At 51.7% G+C, this 19065-nt stretch carries 15 protein-coding genes; 2 read left to right on the top strand and 13 right to left on the bottom strand.

Annotated elements, in window-relative coordinates; all coding sequences use genetic code 11:
- The 7 genes from G497_RS0111550 to G497_RS0111520 all read right to left on the bottom strand — a co-directional run.
- Positions 1 to 7064, bottom strand: a 7064-nt coding sequence (locus G497_RS0111550; RefSeq protein ID WP_027188259.1) for a hemagglutinin repeat-containing protein, incomplete at its 3' end; no start/stop codon positions are given.
- Between the two features lie 47 nt (positions 7065 to 7111).
- Positions 7112 to 8866: a ShlB/FhaC/HecB family hemolysin secretion/activation protein gene (locus tag G497_RS0111545; protein ID WP_084516257.1), complete on the bottom strand. Its 1755-nt coding sequence runs from the start codon at positions 8864 to 8866 to the stop codon at positions 7112 to 7114.
- 563 nt (positions 8867 to 9429) lie between these two features.
- Positions 9430 to 9765, bottom strand: a complete 336-nt coding sequence (locus tag G497_RS0111540; RefSeq protein ID WP_027188257.1) for an OmpA family protein — start codon at positions 9763 to 9765, stop codon at positions 9430 to 9432.
- A gap of 71 nt (positions 9766 to 9836) precedes the next feature.
- Positions 9837 to 11468 carry a cobaltochelatase CobT-related protein gene (locus G497_RS0111535; protein WP_027188256.1) on the bottom strand — a complete coding sequence of 544 codons (1632 nt, stop codon included), beginning with the start codon at positions 11466 to 11468 and terminating at the stop codon, positions 9837 to 9839.
- Between the two features lie 71 nt (positions 11469 to 11539).
- Positions 11540 to 12535 (bottom strand): DUF3150 domain-containing protein, encoded by a 996-nt coding sequence (locus G497_RS17975; RefSeq protein ID WP_034637732.1) that lies wholly within the window; start codon positions 12533 to 12535, stop codon positions 11540 to 11542.
- Positions 12536 to 12572: 37 nt separating this feature from the next.
- Positions 12573 to 12908: a WGR domain-containing protein gene (locus G497_RS0111525; protein WP_027188255.1), complete on the bottom strand. Its 336-nt coding sequence runs from the start codon at positions 12906 to 12908 to the stop codon at positions 12573 to 12575.
- A gap of 44 nt (positions 12909 to 12952) precedes the next feature.
- A complete protein-coding gene (locus G497_RS0111520) occupies positions 12953 to 13954 on the bottom strand; it encodes an AAA family ATPase (RefSeq protein WP_027188254.1) in 1002 nt (333 codons plus the stop codon).
- Positions 13955 to 14041: 87 nt separating this feature from the next.
- Here G497_RS0111520 and G497_RS0111515 point away from each other — a divergent pair, with 87 nt between their 5' ends.
- Positions 14042 to 14326, top strand: a complete 285-nt coding sequence (locus tag G497_RS0111515; protein WP_027188253.1) for a CopG family ribbon-helix-helix protein — start codon at positions 14042 to 14044, stop codon at positions 14324 to 14326.
- Positions 14326 to 14604, top strand: a complete 279-nt coding sequence (locus G497_RS20790) for a type II toxin-antitoxin system RelE/ParE family toxin (RefSeq protein WP_027188252.1) — start codon at positions 14326 to 14328, stop codon at positions 14602 to 14604. The genes G497_RS0111515 and G497_RS20790 overlap by 1 nt, the downstream gene beginning before the upstream one ends.
- Before the next feature lie 31 nt (positions 14605 to 14635).
- Here G497_RS20790 and G497_RS17970 read toward each other — a convergent pair whose 3' ends face one another.
- The 6 genes from G497_RS17970 to tnpA form a co-directional block, all read right to left on the bottom strand.
- Positions 14636 to 15772 carry a hypothetical protein gene (locus G497_RS17970; RefSeq protein WP_051258080.1) on the bottom strand — a complete coding sequence of 379 codons (1137 nt, stop codon included), beginning with the start codon at positions 15770 to 15772 and terminating at the stop codon, positions 14636 to 14638.
- A 9-nt stretch (positions 15773 to 15781) separates the two neighbouring features.
- A complete protein-coding gene (locus G497_RS0111500) occupies positions 15782 to 16474 on the bottom strand; it encodes an ERF family protein (RefSeq protein WP_027188251.1) in 693 nt (230 codons plus the stop codon).
- A gap of 249 nt (positions 16475 to 16723) precedes the next feature.
- Positions 16724 to 17656 carry a hypothetical protein gene (locus G497_RS19305; protein WP_051258079.1) on the bottom strand — a complete coding sequence of 311 codons (933 nt, stop codon included), beginning with the start codon at positions 17654 to 17656 and terminating at the stop codon, positions 16724 to 16726.
- A 107-nt stretch (positions 17657 to 17763) separates the two neighbouring features.
- Entirely contained in the window at positions 17764 to 18138 is a 375-nt protein-coding gene (locus tag G497_RS0111490) for a hypothetical protein (protein ID WP_027188250.1), read from the bottom strand.
- Positions 18139 to 18216: 78 nt separating this feature from the next.
- Positions 18217 to 18588, bottom strand: a complete 372-nt coding sequence (locus G497_RS0111485; RefSeq protein ID WP_027188249.1) for a hypothetical protein — start codon at positions 18586 to 18588, stop codon at positions 18217 to 18219.
- A 214-nt stretch (positions 18589 to 18802) separates the two neighbouring features.
- Positions 18803 to 19065, bottom strand: a 263-nt coding sequence (gene tnpA / locus G497_RS0111480) for an IS200/IS605 family transposase (protein WP_027187494.1), incomplete at its 5' end; no start/stop codon positions are given.

The following is a 19065-nucleotide window of genomic DNA, read 5'->3' as shown; positions in this document are numbered from 1 at the left end:
GCGCTCCAGGAGTAGTTCTTGCTGTCGTATTGGTCTTGCAGGCTGGCAACGGTCAAATCGCGGCCAACGTCCATCCACACCCGGTCGCCCTCCAGGTGCGCCCCGGCAACGGTGGTATCGCGCCCGGAGGAGGTATACAGGGTATCCCCCGCCACAATCAGGGCATTGGTGTGGGAGTTGTACTTGTCCTTAAACCCGGAGCCGCCCACCTGGGCATTGACGTTAACACCAAAAGCGCCACCGCCAGAGCCATAGCCTGCTTTCAGGCCAACGCCGCCTCCGCCGTTTTCGCTTTTGCTGTTGGAACTGCCGCTGTCTTTGGCGCTGGTAATGAGCAGGTCGCGGCCTGCATCCAGCACCACGTCGCGGCCGCCGAAAATCTGCCCGCCCTCAATAACAATGTCGCGGCCGGCATCCGCCACCACATCGCGCCCGGCGGTTATGCTGGAAGGCCGGGCTGTGGATGATTCCGCATTGTAGCTGGTTTTGTTGTAAGAACCACCCAGCGTAACCGATGCAGAAACATATTCCGAGAGTGCCCCTTTTACGGAGTCGATAGCCCGCATGCCTGCGCTGGCGGCGGTGGCTGCGGTGTACCCTGCGCCGCCTTTCCCGGCGGTCATGCTTTGGGGCAGGTCAATAAGGGTTTTAGCGGCATCAGTCACGTTTTGCCGCACAGAAGCGCTGATGCCAGCCTGCACTTCCTTCACGTACTGATGCAGGGTTTCCTTGTCGTAGGAAGCCAGCATGTTCCAGTCCTGCCCGGCGGAAAGGGCCACGTCGCGTCCGGCTTCAATGTGCGAACCAATCTGGTTCACATCGCGCCCGGCGCTGATAATAACGTCATTCCCTGCCCCCACATAGGAGCCTGCGGTGTAGTCGCCCGTGCGCTGTACGCCTTGTTCCACAGACTTGTAGCCTGCGAAAACGCCTATATTGTTCAGGGAAAAGCTACCGCTTACCCCTATGCTTTCTTTTTTCTTGCTGTATTCGCTGGAAGACTGCTCCCGACCGGGAATGAGGTTCACATCCCGTTCTGCGAACAGGCCAAGGTCGTTCTCCGCTTGCAGGGCAGAGCCAATAATGGATACATCGCGCCCGGCATCCAGCTTCATGTTATTACCAGCCGAAAGCACGCTGCCCACGTTGCTGGTGCCTGTGGTTGCGCCTTTCTCGGTTGTTTTCTGGTAGAAATCTACCCCGCCAGAAGTGCCGAACAGGCCCACCTTGCTCTTTTTCTTCTCTTCCTTGCTCCAGTAGGTGTCCTGCACGGCAGCAACCACCACGTCGCCTTTTTCTGCCTTCACGCCCAGGTCGTTTTCCGCATGCACCTTGCTGCCGGAAATAAGCACGTTTTCCCCGGCATTAATGCTGACGTTGTTGCCGGAAACCGTGGAAGCTACATTGGTGGTAGAACCTTCCTGTTTTTTAGAAGCTGACGAAGAGAGAAGACCTTTCTTCGTTTTACTCGTCATGGAGTAGCTGGTTTCAGTTCCCGCAGCCAGAATAACATCGCCTGTGGCCTTTATGCCCACATCGCCCTTGGCGGCCACATTGCTGGCCTGCATAACAATACTGCCCGGCCCTTTATCGGCGTCTGTGCCAGCCTGCATGGCAATGTTGCCCCCCGCGGTAATGGAAGAGCCCGTAAGGGTGGTGGTATCTTTTTGTTTTACTTTTGTTGTCGAGCGACCAAACGAGCCACTGCTCGTCTTCTTTTCATAGAAATGCTGTTCATTGACAGAGGCAAGCAGAGTAATATCTCCACCTGCTTCAATGGCAGCATCCTTTTGGGCGCTAACGTTGCTCCCCACAAGCGTTAGGTCATTGCCAGAGCTTATGGCAACATTTTCGCCTGATATACTGCTGCCCGTTTGGGTAACGCTTGAAGTACGTTTTTTCCCATTTGAGTAAGAAGAAGTTGATGCTTGAGAGCCCAACGTAATATCGTTCTTCGCTTCTAACGCAACAGTAGCCTCAGCTTTTACGGATGAAGCAGATACTGAGAGATTTTGGCCACTGGAAAGCGTAACGTTAGTGCCCGCAGTAATGCTTGAGCCTACCAGTGATGTACTTTGAGATGATGTGGGTTTTAAAAAACTGTATTGCGCGGGTTTATACGTAGATGTTTTTTCCTCAGCAGCAGAAACATTTATGTCTCTGCCTGCTTCCACGCTCAAGTCTTGCTTGGCAGCAAGGGTACTACCAATAATGTTAGTATCTCTTCCCGCTTGCACCCGCACTTCACCACCACTTACCTCAGAACTGCTTTGCTGAATATTCTGGTTAAGCACAGCTGCCGTGTTGTACTGCTTGTCATGAATAGAACTGTAACGTTCTGAAGTTTTTGTTGTTGTACTTCCTGAAGCCTGACTGCTTATGGTAACGTCATTCCCAGCGGCCAGAACCACGGCCTCTGTGCCACGCACTTTTGACCCTGCAATCTTGATATCATTGCCTGCGTCAAGCACCAGGCCTTTGCCTGCCTCTATACCAGAAGCAGTTAGCTGTGTCGTTTCAGTGCGCTTTGTTTGCCTGTTATTGCCATTGTCCCGCACACTGCCTGTTTGCTGCACTTTACTATTTTCTGCTGCTGTTACGGTAATATTGTTCCCGGCAGCAATGAGGGCATTTTCCCTTGCGCTCACCTGGCTACCCGTAATTGCAACATTGTTCCCTGCAGAAATGGCCAGGTTCCCTCCACTTACGGTGCTACCAAAAGTCCCTGTGTTTGTTGTCGAGACTGTGTTTGTTGTTGGGGTGAAAGACCATGTGCCTTCTTCCCTACCGTGCATTGTTACGGAGTGTGAGGTACTCGCAGTTTGGGAAACAATGGCAATGTCGTTTCCCGCTGCCAGTTGTGTGAGTCCTTCACCTGCAACCTTTGCGCCTGAAAGGGTGATGTTGTTGCCTGCCTGCATTTGCAGCGAGCCAGTAGAAGTGATTTCCGCCTGTTGGTGCACAAGGGATTGTACATTGGAACTGGAAGTGATTCCCCCCTTTGCGCCGCTTGAAGTGGCCGCAGAGGTTGTTACTGCTGTTTGTACAAAAATATCTTTTGCTGCAGAAAGCCGAACATCGTTACCCCGCATGGAACCACTTATGTTGTACAAAGAACCATCCGTGTTTGCCACAAGCAGGCCACTGCTTTTAATATCTCCACCTCTGTTCACTAAGTCACCTGTGGAGGCAAGCTGCACCTGGTTGCCTGTTATCAGGCCGGAGTTGTTGAATTTGTTTGTGTTTACAGCAACGGTGTCACCGGAAATAATAGCCCCGCGTGGGGAAACCGTGGCACGGGTTGCTTCTGCAAGATACAGCCGGGGAACAAGCACCTGTTGGCCCATGTACGTTTGCTCTTCCAGCCACACAATATCTTTGGTCAGGTTGGCTATTTGGTCAGAAGAGAGGGCGACTCCAACGGAAAGGCCAAGTGCTTGCCCTTCCTCTGCGGCGTTATCCATAAGCATACGCATGGTTTCAGCATCATCCTGGACCCCTTCAAAAAGGTAGCGTTTGCCAGCCTGAGCCAAAATTTGTTCGCGCACCATGCGTGTTTCATAAAAGGCATCCCCAAGCAGTTGGGTTTGCAGCGCGTCCATGTTAATGCCCAAACGAGAAAAGAAGTAGTCTGAACCATAGAAAAGGCCCATGCTGGTTAACCGTGGATCGGTTTCTATCAGATACGGATGAGTATTACTTTGCGACAACGTGAACAGCGTCCCTAAAGGAGGGAATACAATTTTTCCCTTTTCGTCATCTACAGAGGGGATAAGCTTCGAGCTAATGGAGCCGGTAACAGCCAAACCTGAAAAGGCCGGGGTCCCTGCACTTCCGCCAATATACTCTTCTCCCCCTTGCACCACTGCATTGTTGAACTGGTCCGTAACATTAAGCACCAACTGAGAACCCGCAGTGATGATTGAAGGAATGGAACGAAGGGTGCTATGGACATTAAATAGGACAGATGAGGTAGTAATGCCTGCATAATAATGCCTTGGTGGTGCTCCATGTTCTCGATCTTGTCCTTCTTCGGACCATTGATTTACAGAGGCAAACACCCTTTCTCCCTCAGCATGGGAGAACAGTTCAAGCCCTTCATTGCGTAATGTTGCTGCCGTGATAGATAGATTGTCCCCTGCGGAGATGGTGCTTAGCCTATTGTGCACTGAATTGGCATTAATCCGCATGTTGCTTGCCGCCATGATTGAGGCAGAAGCCACTTCACCTACGAGTTCATCATGAGTGTAGGTAATCCATTCTTGTAGTACATCGGCAGGAAATGGAAGCGTGGGATCAACTCCATAAGAATTGTACATGGCTTGCACATAGTTCTGTATTTCTCCTTCGTCACCCCAGTCCCCATATCGGGAAATCCCCATGCGTCCACTTGGTAAAGGAAGCTTATTACCGTCAGCATCGAAACCAGTCAGATATATACTTGACCCGAACCAGGAACTTGGCGGCCGCCAACCGAGATATCGGTACTGTGTCCCTGCACTCACACGACGCACTGTGGCATCCCCACCATCATTGAACAGCTCATTGACATCCAGCGTGATATCGCCACCCAGGCTTTCAATAAATGAACTCTGGTTGTGCAGCTTTCCCATGCGTATGTTTGCATCGTAGCCTGAAAAAGCAATGGACCCTTGGGCAAGAATATTTGCACCCTGTATGTTGGCAAGTTTTTCCTTCACCCGAAAGGCCAGATCTGCCCCGGAGTAAATCAACCCGGCGTTAGTTATTGAATTCGCCCATATTTCAAGGCCATTGGCACCAAGCAAGCTACTTGCGGCACTGAGTACAAGGTCATTTACCGCTTTCACCGTAAAAGCGCCCCACCCGTTAATATCACTCTGTTGCAGCGAAATATTTTTCCCTTGCAATAGTGTGCTGCCATCAGAAACAAGGTTGCTGTTTTGCAAAGACAGCGTTTCATCAGCAGATAAGAGTGCAGCTTGCCCAGCATATAGTACCGTGGCATCTTTAGCCTGAATGGTCTTCCCGGAAACGGTCAGGGTGCCCCCGGCTCCATAAAAACCGCCCTGGAACAACGCAGAGTCGATTACCTCAAGAAACAGATTGTTGTTTGCAAAAATACCGCCTTTTATCGTCCGCAAATCAACGCTTGCAATATCGCCAACAGCTTGGCCAGTGGCTGTTACCTTTTCTGTTGAAAGTTTGATGTTATTGGATGACAGCATGCTTTCATTGGTAACAAACTGGCCCCCTGTTATTGCCATGTTTTCTTCCGCATGAATTTTGGCATTATCAAGGGCAATCTCATTGCCCTGCAAAACCAAATTTTTCCCTTGTATAAGGGAGCCATCATTGACAGAAAGCAAACCAACGGTGGTCCTCACGTCATTCTTCGCAGCAAGCGCAGAATTGTTTGTAAGCATAAAAGAGTTGGCAGTGACTGTAGCCGTGTTACCTGCTGAAGCTATAGAATCGTTTTCCAGGAGAAACTCGCCTCCTTGCAGGCCAAGATTCCGTCCTGCATGTACGTTCGCAGTCCTTCCAGTGCCTTGCTGGCTATTAACAGTCATATCCAGCTCAGCAAATAGTATCGCATTCTCCAGGAAAAGCTCTACTGCATTTACAAACACCGTATTTGCCTGCACAGCACTGCCGCCTGCCAAGTAAAGCGCACCTGCATTAACATTGACCGTGCCAACGGCTGCTATAAGGGCATCGTCATGCATGGTTACAGTGCCGCTTGCTTGCAGCAGCACATTGTTTTTACCAGCTATCTGGCTTCCCTGAATATCTGCTTTTTGCACGGAGGCATCAACGTTGTTTGCCTGCAAGGCACTTCCGCCAGTAAGTGAGAAAGAATTTGTTCGTAAGTCAACCGAGTTAATAGCCTCGAGCAATGAGTTTTCACCAAACGTAATGGCTTCATCCGCCCGCAAGAACAGGTTGCCCCCGGCGTATACGGTGGCAGCATTGCCTGCAATAGTGCCTCCTTCCATGCGCAAGGAATTCCCGGCAAGTACGGCTTGCCCCACGGTAATGTCATTGTTTCCGGCTTTAACGACTACGTTGTTCCCTGCCTTGGCAGCGCGCAACGTCAGTTTGCCTTCACTGGTAATCGCAAGCTCGCTTTCTGCCTGCACAAGCCCTTGCAGGTTCACGCCAACCCCTTTTTCTGTGGAAACCAGGGTGATTTTCCCGGCATACATGCCACCAAGGGAGGAAGAGTCAATGGCAACGGCAGGAGCCGGGGAACCATCCGGCTGTAATGCTGCGGCCTTGCCTGTTTTCACGTCATAGCTGTTGGCCCCGGCGACCACGTTCAGGTCCTGAGCATACACCTCTGCGTTAATTTCAGCCGCACGGCTGATAATGTCAAACCCGGTAACGTTGGAAGCGTTAATACCAAGCCCTTCCACGTTTACTGTGCCCTGGCGCACATCAAATTTTTGAATGGCACCGTTTCCATCCAGCACAGGCTTACCCGTGGTCACCGTAGCCCGGTTGGTGTTCAAAAAGCCGCCACCGTTAATGGTTACCCCATTGGGGTTTGCCAGAATAACGTCTGCCTTTTGCCCAAAAACTTCAATATATCCTTGAATATAGGAGCGGTTGCTACTGGTCACTTCGTTGAGAATGGCAGAAGCAGCACGGCTGCCTGCTATGTTGGGGTTACCTGTTACAATACCACCGAGCTGGGAAACACCATCTCTGGCAGAGTTGTTGAGAATGGCCCCCTGTTTTTGCACGTTAAAGTCTGAATACTTGTTGTGCGAAAGGCCAGACTGGTTGGGGGCGACGATGTTCACTAGGGGCACGCCATTGGGGGCACTGTCCACCCCAGGGCGGTTGTTTGCTGCCGCGTTGGGGTCTGCTACAATCCCCCCAGCAAAGGCAGGGGGAAGCACAAGCATGAACACAAGCACGCCAATAACCACATGCTGCACAGCGCTGGCTACATAGTACATAAGCCTGCCGGGCCTGGGAGAAGCCCAAAGCAAGGCACGGCGCTGAGTTCGTTTCAACCCCGTAAGGCATGGCTGGGTGGAAGCATGGCAGGAATTGGCTTGTTGAGTGCTAAGCATGGTTTGGTTCCTCGCAGGCAATGTCATATTCTTTTGTTGCATTCTTGCTAAAATGTGTAACGGAGAGAAAAATACACTTCCGTATCACGCTTGTGGATGTAGGAAGGCGCATTCAACGGCTTTGAAACGGTCAGGTCAAAGGCAAGGTCACCTTGGGTGCGCAGGCCAATGCTTACGCCATCCAGCCTGCCGCGTTCAAAAGGGTCGTCTTTATCTTTAATGATGCCCCCCAAGTCGTATGCAGCGTACACCTGCATGTTGTTGAACGGCATATATTTCAAGGTTTTTTCTCCCCAGGGGACATTCCAGCCCACTTCGTTGCGCACATAGCCGCCTTGGTCGCCCGTGGCGCTTTCTTCATGAAAACCGCGCACAGAACTGCGGCTACCAATGGAAATGCGTTCTGCCCCATACATGGTGTGCTGGGTGAGCTGCCCAAAAGCGGAAAGGTGGTAGTAGAAGGACTGTTCAGCAATCTGGATGGGCCGATACCAATAGACACTGCTGGAAAACTTGTGAAAATGCCCCTTAGGTATGGCATGCCCGTGGTCTTCTTCCTCTTTTGTGCCCAGTATGGACAGCCCCTGTGTATGGTCTAGGTTTCCCCCCAAAGAGCCCCCGAGAAAACGGCGGTTGTGGCTAAGCGAGGTGGTCAGCGTCGTCAATTTATAGCTGCTTGCGATGAGCCGCACATCTTCAATGTAGTTTTTTACATCCCGATTGGTCAGGGCAACACTGAGTGATGTTTTACTGTCTGCATCGCGGTGTAGCAGGCGCTCTGCCTGCACGGTATGGGTGGCGGTGGTGCCTGTGGAAGAGTAGTCCGTATTCATACCGTAAATGGTGCTGCCGTATGCAAAGCGGCTCATATTGGCAGAAAATGTCCATTTGCCCCAAGGGATGGAAGCAAATGTGGAAAAACTGTGGTTGTTCCCTTCACTGGGACGGTCGTCCATGGTGCGTTCCATAAAAGGGGCTTCTTCGCTCCAGTACACGGCAAACTGGTCGCCCAACCCCATAAGGTTATCCTTCTCAAGGAACAGGTTATATTGCCATTGGCCTGTGCGGCGTTGCCCAAGGTTGTCTAGCCCCCCGCCAAAACGCCAGGAACGCTTGGGAGGTATTTTCACCTTCACCACCGTGCCTCCAAGGTTTTCTCCCGGTGCAAGCTCCATGGTGGCCTGTTGCGAAGGCAGGCGGTTGAGCTGGTCCAACCCCTGCTCAATGTCACGCAAGTTCAGGGGCTTACCTTCCAGGCCAGGAAAGGCGGTGCGCCCACGGTAATAATAGTTCTTCTCCCCGTCATTTAGCAGCACTTTTTCCAGCTTGCCTTCCAACACCAAAATAGAGAGCACTCCGGCTTCCTTGGTATCTGGCTTAACAAACGCGCGGGTGGTCACATACCCGTCTTCTATATAGCGGTTGGTTATTTCTCGAAGAATATTATTCACCTGTGCCAGGGAAAGGCACTGGTTCTCGTATTTTCCTGTAATGGCAGCCAATGCACTCGCCGAGACAAGCGTTGCCCCTTCAAGCTGAATGGAGCGCACCTCCACACAGGGGGCGTCTGCCTTTTCAGGCTCTTTTTCAAACTGCTTGGTCTGCATTCCAGGACGGGCTGGGGCATTACGTTGAAAAAAGCGCTCCTGCTCTCGCATGCGCTCTTCCTGCTGCAACAATACCTGTTCCTGCTGCCTGCGAATGCGGGCCATATCTCCCGTAGGAGCGGCTGCAAAAGCAGAACTGGTGACAATAAAGGCAAGGCAAAAAACAAAGGCAACAATCATTATACGGCGCATCATCCCTCCTGAGTACAAGTCGATATAACAGGAGAAGATTTTTTTGCAAGATTTAAGTTTATTACATAACTTTGAGTAAATTAATATTGGTTAAGTCAACAATTGTTCTGCTTCAAGGACTATAAATTGTATTAATCTAATCTTATTTTTAGGAATTAAGAGCCTAACCGCTTATCATTACTATTAAAATATATACTATGATAAAATATAAAAGATTAAGGAAGGTAAAAGTCTAATTGCACCACCCACCATTGTTTCGCGGTAGAGACTAAAGAATTGAGAAAGGCACTCCTAAGCATTTTGCCAATATTTGATTTTTTGCTCAAAAATAAATCCGCATTCTCCATAAACTCCGTCTTCTTATATGGACTGCCGATACTCTACCCATAACTATTCAGGTTGACCTTGCCAAAAACATTCCCCTCCCTTAAGGTACCGCACTTAGCCAAGTAAGCAGCATACATAAATCGCTGCGTTTTATCTTCAAATTTTTCTCTCTACAAAAAAAATATAGGCTCTCTCAGCAGCACTCCACTTGGTTGGAGTGCTGCTGAGCAGGGCTTTTCTTACACGCTCACGCCATAGTCGCAGCGCGAGCAGTAGTACCTGCCACGGACCTGGGTATCAATATGTTCGCCAATGGCTGCACCTGTGGACGCTCCGGCGAACAGGCCCATCAGTACCCCAGCAATGCTGCCCACGCCAGCACCCACAATGGTGCCCACGCCCGGAACAATGGAGCCAAGGGACGCCCCTACCGAGGCCCCGCCCAGCATACCTGCATAACCTGCCCCAGCACCAACAGTACCGCCCACAATGGTTCCAGCTTTTTCTCCGGTACGGTCACGCACCATGTAGCTTGGGGTGTGGCAATTCGGGCAGCAAGGTGTTTGTGTATTCATGATGATTCCTTATTGTTGTAGAGTGAAAATGAGTTGAACAATGAGAGTATTCAATGCGTTGAATGATTTTTTTATGACATGGCCACCTCTCCCGGCTGCACCAACGCCCGTTGCAGCAAGCCGAAGAGGCACGGGGCCAGGTCGTCTATGCCCTGAATGACCTGGCTACTATGGGGTAGGATTTTGCTGATGGCAGGCAGGCGGATGCCGATGCCGTACACCTCCACCTGGCAGGAGGCAGCCACCTTCAGGGCTTCCTGCACGCTCCAGGCATCGTCGGGTTCTCCGTCTGTTATAAGCAGCACCAGTTTACGCGGTTCGCTCCGTTTGTTCATGCCTTGCAAAGCCCACCACAAGGCTTCTCCCATGGGGGTGCTGCCCACAGCATCCAGGCAGAAATTGGTATGGGGTTTCTTGCCAAAGCGCAGAATGGGAGCCACCGTTTTGCCATGTGTCTGCTTTTTGTTGGCGCTCCAAGCTCTGCCTCCTGGAAAGGCTGAAACTGCTGTTTGCACGCCGGGGATATGAGCCAAGGCTTCTGCCACAGCAAAGCAAGCTTGCCCTGCCAGGGTAATGGGCATGCCTGACATGGAGCTGGACGCATCCAGCAGAATATGCACGGCTGTTTCCACCCCCTGCTTGTGTCCTTTTTGCAGGAACACTCTGGGGTTGTGGGTGCTCAGCCGGTGCAGCTTCGCCGGTTCCAGCTTGCCCCGGTATCCGCACCGATTACGCACGGAGCGGGTAGCCTGCAACAGGCCCTGAAGCTTGGTGCGCAATGCCCTGGTCGCGTTGCGGGTGTAAGTTTGTTCTGCCTCTGAAAAAGGCATGAGCCGCTTGGGGGCAACCTCTGCCACGGCAATGCGCCCGTTGGCCTGCACGCTCATACGTTGCAACTGTTCCGCAAGGATATTTCCCAAATCTTCGGGTAAATCCTGTTCAGTCGCCTGAAATAATTCTTCCAATGATTCCTTTGCCGAAATGGGCCGGAGCCCTGTTATACTGTTTATGCTGTCGCCACTGGCGGCTTGTCCGGCAACGTTTCTTTCAGCTTTTGGCTCTGGTTCACGCATAGCCTGCATGTATTGCTGCATAACCTCAATCAATTCTCGCGCAAGGGTTATGGTGCTTGCGGTGTCGTTGCAGCGAGCCGGGGCTGTGCATAACAATGGCTCAAGCATGGCGCGGATGCCTGGCAGCAGGGTGTCCAATTGGCTGGCATAGAAGTCTCGACGTTGGCCTACCTCTGGCACGGCCCAGGCCCGCACCACCAACAGCATCCAATTGAGCACCACTGTTTTGGCTTGCCCCTGCGGTTTTGGCTGCTCTGGTTCCTCTTTGGGCAGGAACAGATGGCGAATGAGCCAGTGCAGATTCTCCTTGCAACCGGGAAACACAGCAGACAGGCGTTCTTCCACCCGCCAGTCTTCCAGAATGTTCCACATGTGCAGTTCCAGGGGAGAAAGCCCGGCTTCTTGCGCAACGTCAAATGCCGTTTCCCGGATATGGGCAGATTCATGGTCTAGGAACGCCCTTATCATTTTCAAGCTTGTTTCATCTGCTTCCACAGGTAAACTGGGCAGGCAAATGATCCGCCCATTGGTGTAGGCAGTGTCGCCCCCAATGCGTACCTGAATGCCGTACTGGTTGCCCAGTACGTCGGCCACCAGCGGCAGCGCCCGCATAATGTGTCTTGTATGCATAGTGACTCCTTATAATAAAGAAATGCCCCTGTGCTGGAGACCAGACACAGGGGCACAACGGTTGCTAATCATTACCAAAGTCCTTGGCTATCAATAACTTGCGGGAAGAGTGGCTCTTCTTCCTCAATATCTTGGGGGCTGGTGGGATTGTCCTCATCTGCTGTCAAGAGCAAGGGTTCGTCGCCTTGCGTGTTGGCACACAGAAGGTTCAGCACGTCTGTGGTGTTTTTGTTGCCCTCCAGAATGCTCTGCCCATGCTCACGCAAGGCGTCGGGGTTTTGCAGCAGGCACACAACACCTTGCAGCATCACCAGCGTGTGCCCGGTAATGCCTCCGCGCCGGGGAATGCTGGCAAAAGCGGCTTCCAGCAAGGCTGCCACCGGGGCAACGCAGGGCTCTACAAAGGTCAGCCCCATGAGCTTGTCGTACAGTGATTTGAGGGGAGACAATGCTTTGCGGGTAATCTCGGTTTTTCCGGCATAGCAGCGTTGCCAAATATCCCTTGCTGTTCCGGCCACTTCCTTGAACAGGGTGTTGCCAAGCTGCCCTACATCTTCCTGTAAGGAATCCTGCGCGGTTGCCCCAGCGGGAACACTTGCCGGTTCTACACGGTACACCTGCCAACGAAAATCCATGCGTGAACGCACGTATTCCTCACTGACCGTAGAGCTTGCAATCATGCTGGCCCATTGCGGGTGCTTGGCAATCCATTCCTGAATGCTTTTGTCGTACCGTTGCAGAAAATCTTCCTTGCAGGCGCGAAATTCATTGCCAATGCTGGCCAGCTCGTTGCTGATGGCATCCATCTTGGCTTCTGGCACTGCCCAGCCACTGAGAAAGCGAATACCGTTGCGCTCCAATAAGGAAATGGCACGGGCCTTGAGCATGCTGAAGGCTCGTAGCTCTTCCGGGTTGCAGATGCGCTTGCTACCGAGAGAAGCCAGCTCTTCCGGGGGCAGGTTGGTATCGCTTAGGTCTACAGCGGTGAGTTTTTTCCGGGCAGACCAGATGTGCACGTCCAGATTCACCACCAAGAGTTGTTGCAGCACAGTTATGTTGGTTGTCATGGTGTTTCCTTTATGGCTAAAAGTGAGACGGCCCTGCTTATGGCAAGGCCGTTCCGTAAGGGATGAGTTCGTATCCGTCTCGCAGCTTTTCCAGTGCGCGCAGTCGGGCTTCCTGGGCAGCATTTTTCGCCATGCACTGGAAAACCGGAATCAGTTTGGTGGTGCCCTTGGTGTTCGTCCTGCCCCAACGAATCTGGCACCCTTCCTGAATAATACGCATTTGCCAGAACTTTGAGCCGGAAGAGGTGTCCTTTCGTAAGGTGATGCAGGGCACCTTTTGCAGGGCCTTGAGGGCATTGGGGTTGTTGTTCATTTGTTCGGCAAGGTCATCAAGGCTTTGGGTGATGATTTTGATACACGCTTCACCGCTCACGGGTAGGGAGTCTGCATGGTCTGTGGAAGCAGAAACTCCCGTTGCTACTCCCCCACGGGAGCGCTACCTCCCTCGCTGGGGAAAATACGCTGGGCCAGTTCATGGAGCATGGCCCGTGTTTCCGGTGAGGCCCGAAAGCCAAGGGCTCTGTCCAGGGCATGTACCACAGGCTGCACCCCTTGGCGGGCAAGGGGTTGGTACCGCACGGTAAGGCTTGCCCAGCGCAGCAAGGTGCGCGTGCTCAGCGTAACCTCAATGCTCCCGGCATTGTGCCGGTTGGCTTTCTCACCCATGAACAGCCTGCGCACTTCCCCGGCATAATTCACCATTTTCTTACGTATGGGTTCTGGCAGGGCCGGAGCAGCCTTGGCCAGCACCTTTTCCTCTGCTTCCGGCAGGGGGTAGTCCACTTCGCACAACACAAAACGATCCATAAACGCAATGTTCTGCCGTTGAATGCCTTGGTACAGGCCCGTATCATCAGCACTTCCGTTGCTATTGGCTGTGGCGGCAAAGCGAAACATGGGGTGCGGGGCAATGAGCTCCCCGCCGTTTTCAGGAATGCACAAGGGTTGACCGTCCAGAATGCCGTTCAACCCGGCTGCTGTGCTGGGGTCTAGCAGATCAATTTCGTTGAGCAAACACAACCCGCCGTAGCGCATGGCCAGGGCGAGAGGGCCATACTCAAAGGCCATGTTACCGTTTTTCACGGAGAGGTGTCCCACAAGTTCCGGAAATTCCAGGCGGCTGTGCCCCGTAATTTCAAACACAGGGTAGCCAAGGCGAGCGGCAAGCTGCATGATGCAACTGGTTTTGCCACTTCCCGTTGGCCCGAATACGTACAGTGGGTCGCTGGGCTCCATGAACCAGACGATGATGTCCCGGCTGGAGTCGTGGAACATGTAGTCCTGATTGATAGCCGGGGTGAAAGCCGTGGGACTGGCATACCCTTTGACCAGCTTGCCGGACGCTGCTCCGCTGAACAGGCTGCCCGCGTCAAATTCATGAGGCACAAGGGTTTGCAGGGTGGTATGTGTATTTTCCATGGGAGGCTCCTTTTGGACGAAGAAAAATAGCCTATTGACGGCTTTTGTTGGATTGATTACTCTTTATGCACAACAAAAGAGGTGCACATGTCGGAGTCGACTTTTACGATACGAGTGGATGATCATTTGAAGGAAGCATTTACTGAGGCTGCCCGAGTTAATGATAGAACGGGTGCTCAGTTGATGCGTGATTTTATGCGAAATTATGTGCAGGAATCGCGGGAACGTACTGAATACGAAGAATGGTTTAAGACCAGGGTGGCACAAGGGCTTAGTGACATAGCCCAGGGAAATGTCCATTCCCATGCCACGGTGCTGGAACGCGCAACGGCGCGGCGTGAGCGCTTGCTGGTTGCCCAGGGGCGTAGTTAGTGGAACTTATCTGGTCTCATCAGGCAGAGCATGACCTAGATGGCGTTGTCAGTTATATTGCACAGAACAATGTGCAAGCCGCGCTTGCAATGGATATGCTTCTTGTGGAAGCGGCAGAGTCCCTCTTGCTTTTCCCGGCAAAAGGGAGGCCGGGCTTGGTGCCTGGTACTCGGGAATTGGTTGCGCATGAACACTATGTGCTTGTGTACCAGCGAACAGAAGAGGCTGTGATCATTGCAGCAGTGTTGCACACTTCTCGTCAGTGGCCCCCAGCATGATGAGGCTGGTTTTGTGTCGCACTGTAAGCGATCAATTCACCGTACCCACCATCAGTCGCTGATACGGCGCTCCCATTTTTTGGGCATGTAGCAGAATGCTCTCTATAGTCTGTTCCGGCAGCATTTCTGCCAGGGCAGATGCCAGTTTCTCCTTGTCCAAACTCACTTTTCCCTCACAATGCAGTGCTTTGAAGCGTCTGGTTTGGGTCTGAATCCATTCAGCACCCAGTCCGGACGCTTTATGTATTCCCTTTAGCCGTTGTTCCCGTTGCTGAATGCGCTGGACAAGCGTATCTCGCTCGGCCTTCAACTCTTGCAGCTCTAGCAGTTCCTGCTCCAGCTCCGGCATGGAAATGCCCGCAAAGCGGGGGCAATCCGCATTCCACTGGCAATACTCGCACAGGGGGTGCCAGCCTTGGGCCGTGGGCAATGTTGCCAGTGGGGTGTGCCCCGCCTTCACAGCCTGCACATGCTGCCACAGTTCGGTAGCAATGTTTTGGGCCGCTCCCAGCATCAACTTGTTAGGGGTGTAAGGACCAAATATCCGCACTTTTTTCATGGAAACAGCCAGGATTTCTGCGGTAATGGACACCTCCTGCACCTTGGCAGGTAACGCTATACCCAAAAGGTGCTGTACCAGTGCAGGAAACGTCACACCCTGTTTGCTTGTGTGGCTTCCACCAAAGAATAGTGGCTTTCCCCAGCAGGAATACAGTAGGCCCGCCTGCCCGAACACCTGCATTTCATGGGCGGCGTATGCGTTTTCTGGCAACGTCTCACAGCTTTTTACTTCAACAATATGTACCTGATCAGGGGCAGGTACCATCACCAGGTCAAGGTGGGCCTGGATGGGCACGCTGCCATGCCGGGCGTGTATGGCGAGCTGAGAAAGCAAAGGCACCCCGGTTGCCCGGAGTGCCTCGGTAATGCCTTGCTCAAACCAGTGTCCGCGTTGGAACCACAGGTGGTGCTCCAGGGCGTTTTCCCCCTGCATGGTGTGCGTTTTTTGGGGAAAGGCTTTGTCTGCCACTGCCATGCGCATGCAGTCTACGGCCTTGCCGATGTCTGACATACCAATATACTGGCTCCGGTCCCCCAGAGTGCTTTGGGTATGCTGGGCCTGTATTTTGCTGAATCCTTGCAAGAGTAGGTCAAGCGTGTGTTGCATAGGTTCTCCTTAAGAAGCTTCAGCATATCGCCACCAAACTTGGCGTTGCTCGCTGTAGCGAAATCCGGCTTGCATGAGCAGTTGTTTCTTGCTCCGGGTGTCGCCACTGGCAATGATGCAGGTTTTGCCGTCTTGCGTGGTGGTGAGGTTGTACTGAATGCCGTCAAACCGGGGCAGGGTTGCCAGCAATGGGTTTTCTACACTTGAAGCGGAAGGCGGTGCAACAGGCTCTTTGCCTGGAGCCGAAGCGCTGCTGGCTTTTTCGTTCTTGCGCTTGGCTTTTGCTGGGGCAGCTAGCGCTCCGGCAAGGCCGTCATCGTCTTCTTCTGTGACTACCCCCACCAAGGCGGAAATGGCGTAGCGCCGGGCATAGGTAATGGCACTGCCATAGCCTTGGGGGTCGGCCTTGGGCAGGGGCATAACCATAAGGGATGATTGCCATTGGCCCGTGGCCGCATGCACCAGCTTGGTGACCAGCCCCAGAAAACCGGGGTTCGCAGGCACGGGAAACTGGGTAAGCCAAATACCGTTGCGGGTAAGGGCCTCCCGGCACGCTTCCATAACAGAATTCAAGGTGGCGTAGCGCGAACGGGTGAAAGGGTTGTCTGCATCTTTCAAGGCCGGAGCAAGCCCGGCCTGCACAGCCAGCATGGCCCCGGCCAGTGCCGTAATGTCGTCCGAACAACAGGTAATGTGGTGCATGGTGACCTCCTGAATAGATAATGGCCCTGCTCCCACAAGGGGAACAGGGCCGTGAATTGGTAAAAAGATGCCGTCTACATAGGGGTAATATATATGTGAAATGGGTTGAAAGACGTAAACTTTTTTGAAAATGCTACTTTGCTAGCGTGTCTGCGAACTATCACTTATAGCAGTTTAGACTTGATCTGACAGTCGGCTCCGTTTTGCTGGTACCTCTGTCGATTAGTTAATCTCACCACAATTTAATGCTCACTGACCACACTTAGGCTTTCCAAGTTGAAAACCCATTTCAATAGCCGTAACCTTCACAGTTCTCAAAAATTCTTGGGCTTCTTGATCATACTTCCTGTCGCAGTTGATCATGGTCTTACTCAGCCAATCTTCTCCTTCTTTCTGTAGCAGATAATCGGCAAAGCGATCAGCGGCCTTGATATTGCCGCCATCAACCAAAAGTCCTTGGGCCTTTATTTCGATCCCCCCTAAAGAACGAGGGCCTTGGTAGAAGGCATACACGCTTGGGTCGTAGGCGTTTCCACACCCAGCAAAGCAATCTGCCATATATTGTATTCCTCCTCCTGCAAGCTCATGAAACGAACCGAAAGTAAGTTGATGAGCCATCACCTGCCCAGAACCACCCATAACTTTCTCTATGTTAAAAGTGCACTGAGGAGAGAGTTCAAGCCGTATACTTTCAACAGATTCGGTACCTTCTACCTGAAACTTGCAGCCATTAACTTCATAAGAGCGGGTAGAGTCTGAAACGTACTTGGCAGGTCCTATTTTACTTTCGAGGAAGGGAATTGCCATGTTAAGGGTTTGAACGCTAAATAGTTGTTCAATTATGCTTGGCTGAGGGGCTCCCCCCTCTCCACTAAGGCTTGTAATCAAAGGAAAAATTAATTTTTTCTCTGCTTCTGGAATAAATGCTTCAATGACAGAAAATTGAAATGAAATTTTGTCTCCAGGCTTCAATCGCGCTACCTTGGCTTCCTCATTTCCCCTCAACCCACTCATTACCAAACGCTTTTCATTCCCTTGCTGTACGCAAATGTGCACATAGTCACCTTCTTCAACTCCGCAAAAAATGCCGGAACCATTTCCCTGAATGAGTATGTTTTCCTGAGCAATTGCAACTGTGGACGCCATAAACAACACAAAGAGAGCCGATAATAAATACTTCATAAAGACGCATCGCTCCTTTCATTAACTGATTGACCCTCAACTTGATCTGGCAACTATCCTTAGAAAAAGAGGGATGGGGGTGCGCTTGGTGCCGAAGACGAATTCAACTACCTAGACATATCTGGAATACGGACACCAATAACCTGTCCGATATGGCTGATTTGCTGATGTACGTCATCACACCCTTCTGTCCCCAATTGCCGCTGCTCGGCAATTCCGGCTTGCATGCCATTAATAAACATGGACCTGGGAATTGTGAGGTCAGCGTGGGGATTGTTGACTTGGTACCAGCGCAGATAGGCAGTCCCATATGTTTTTCCCCAGCTACCGTTCACCCGGCTGTCGTCTTTAAAGCAAGTGGCAAAGCGACCCGTCAAAAGGCCCTCTTGCCACATGATTGTGTTCAGATCTTGGGCCAGGGCTGCACCACAAGACCAAACCAGCGACACTAGGATGATCAATGCCCAAAAAAGGTGTTTCATAATTTTCTCCCGAACCTGTGTTAGAACTGCCGTAGCTCGAATGACAGCCCATATCTTGAACCACACCATTCCACAAAGTTACAGTCTGTGCCCCCAGTCTATAGAAAAAAAAGACAAAACAGCAATTGCTCCAGCAACAATACCGCCAATTGCCATTCTCCTTCCTCGGTGCTCTTTATTCACTGAAATTATCCCCAGCACGATAGCGACTCCGCCCAAAAATAGCATCCCATTTGCGGTGTCTTCATCATACCATTCGGTAGTGAGTCCAGTTAAAGCAGCCAGTCCACCCAAGGTTAAAGATGTAACTGAGGTCCATATTGGACTTTTTATGCTATTACTTGAATCGGCTCGTACATTTTGAGCCTCTATCGAAGCCAGCATAGACTTGCAATGCTTACATTTAATGCTGCCATCCATTATTTCTTCCTTGCAAAACGGGCAAATCATGGGCTCCTCCTTAGCACAAGATTTTTACATCCAAAAATCCTGTTCTTTGAGCACGTACTTTCTATATTCGTCATGTCGCATGCTAGCCACTGTATAAAGTGCCGACACAGCAACAAAAAGCAAAGTCATGTACCCCCGGCAAAGCCGGGGGCTTGAAATGCTGTGAACCGCTCAAAGCGGTTAGAAACGCTTGAACCGCCTAAAGGCGGCTGCCTCAAAACAATTGCAACTGGTCTATTCGCTGGTCTTCTTTTTCCTGATGCTTGATGTACTCACGCACAGAAGCTTCATCGAGCCCAACAGTTGAAACATAGAATCCTCGTGCCCAAAAACTTTCGCCCACAAAATTGCGACGCTTTCCCAAAAAATTGCGAGCGATATAAATGGCACTTTTCCCTTTGATAAAGCCAACAGCAGAAGAAACTGCCATCTTTGGTGGAATTGAGATAAGAATGTGCACATGGTCTGTGAGCAAAT

Source organism: Desulfovibrio cuneatus DSM 11391 (assembly GCF_000430005.1).
Lineage (GTDB): Bacteria > Desulfobacterota > Desulfovibrionia > Desulfovibrionales > Desulfovibrionaceae > Frigididesulfovibrio > Frigididesulfovibrio cuneatus.
Note: the sequence above shows the minus strand (reverse complement) of the source record. Positions and strands in the feature narration are given on the sequence as shown.

Coding starts and splice junctions, on each gene's coding strand:
- G497_RS0111515 (WP_027188253.1), top strand. CDS start 14,042: ATGTCGGAGTCGACTTTTACGATACGAGTGGATGATCATTTGAAGGAA.
- G497_RS0111500 (WP_027188251.1), bottom strand. CDS start 16,474: ATGCACCACATTACCTGTTGTTCGGACGACATTACGGCACTGGCCGGG.
- G497_RS0111535 (WP_027188256.1), bottom strand. CDS start 11,468: ATGCATACAAGACACATTATGCGGGCGCTGCCGCTGGTGGCCGACGTA.
- G497_RS17970 (WP_051258080.1), bottom strand. CDS start 15,772: ATGCAACACACGCTTGACCTACTCTTGCAAGGATTCAGCAAAATACAG.
- G497_RS0111520 (WP_027188254.1), bottom strand. CDS start 13,954: ATGGAAAATACACATACCACCCTGCAAACCCTTGTGCCTCATGAATTT.
- G497_RS17975 (WP_034637732.1), bottom strand. CDS start 12,535: ATGACAACCAACATAACTGTGCTGCAACAACTCTTGGTGGTGAATCTG.
- G497_RS0111490 (WP_027188250.1), bottom strand. CDS start 18,138: ATGAAACACCTTTTTTGGGCATTGATCATCCTAGTGTCGCTGGTTTGG.
- G497_RS0111485 (WP_027188249.1), bottom strand. CDS start 18,588: ATGATTTGCCCGTTTTGCAAGGAAGAAATAATGGATGGCAGCATTAAA.
- G497_RS0111545 (WP_084516257.1), bottom strand. CDS start 8,866: ATGATGCGCCGTATAATGATTGTTGCCTTTGTTTTTTGCCTTGCCTTT.
- G497_RS0111540 (WP_027188257.1), bottom strand. CDS start 9,765: ATGAATACACAAACACCTTGCTGCCCGAATTGCCACACCCCAAGCTAC.
- G497_RS19305 (WP_051258079.1), bottom strand. CDS start 17,656: ATGAAGTATTTATTATCGGCTCTCTTTGTGTTGTTTATGGCGTCCACA.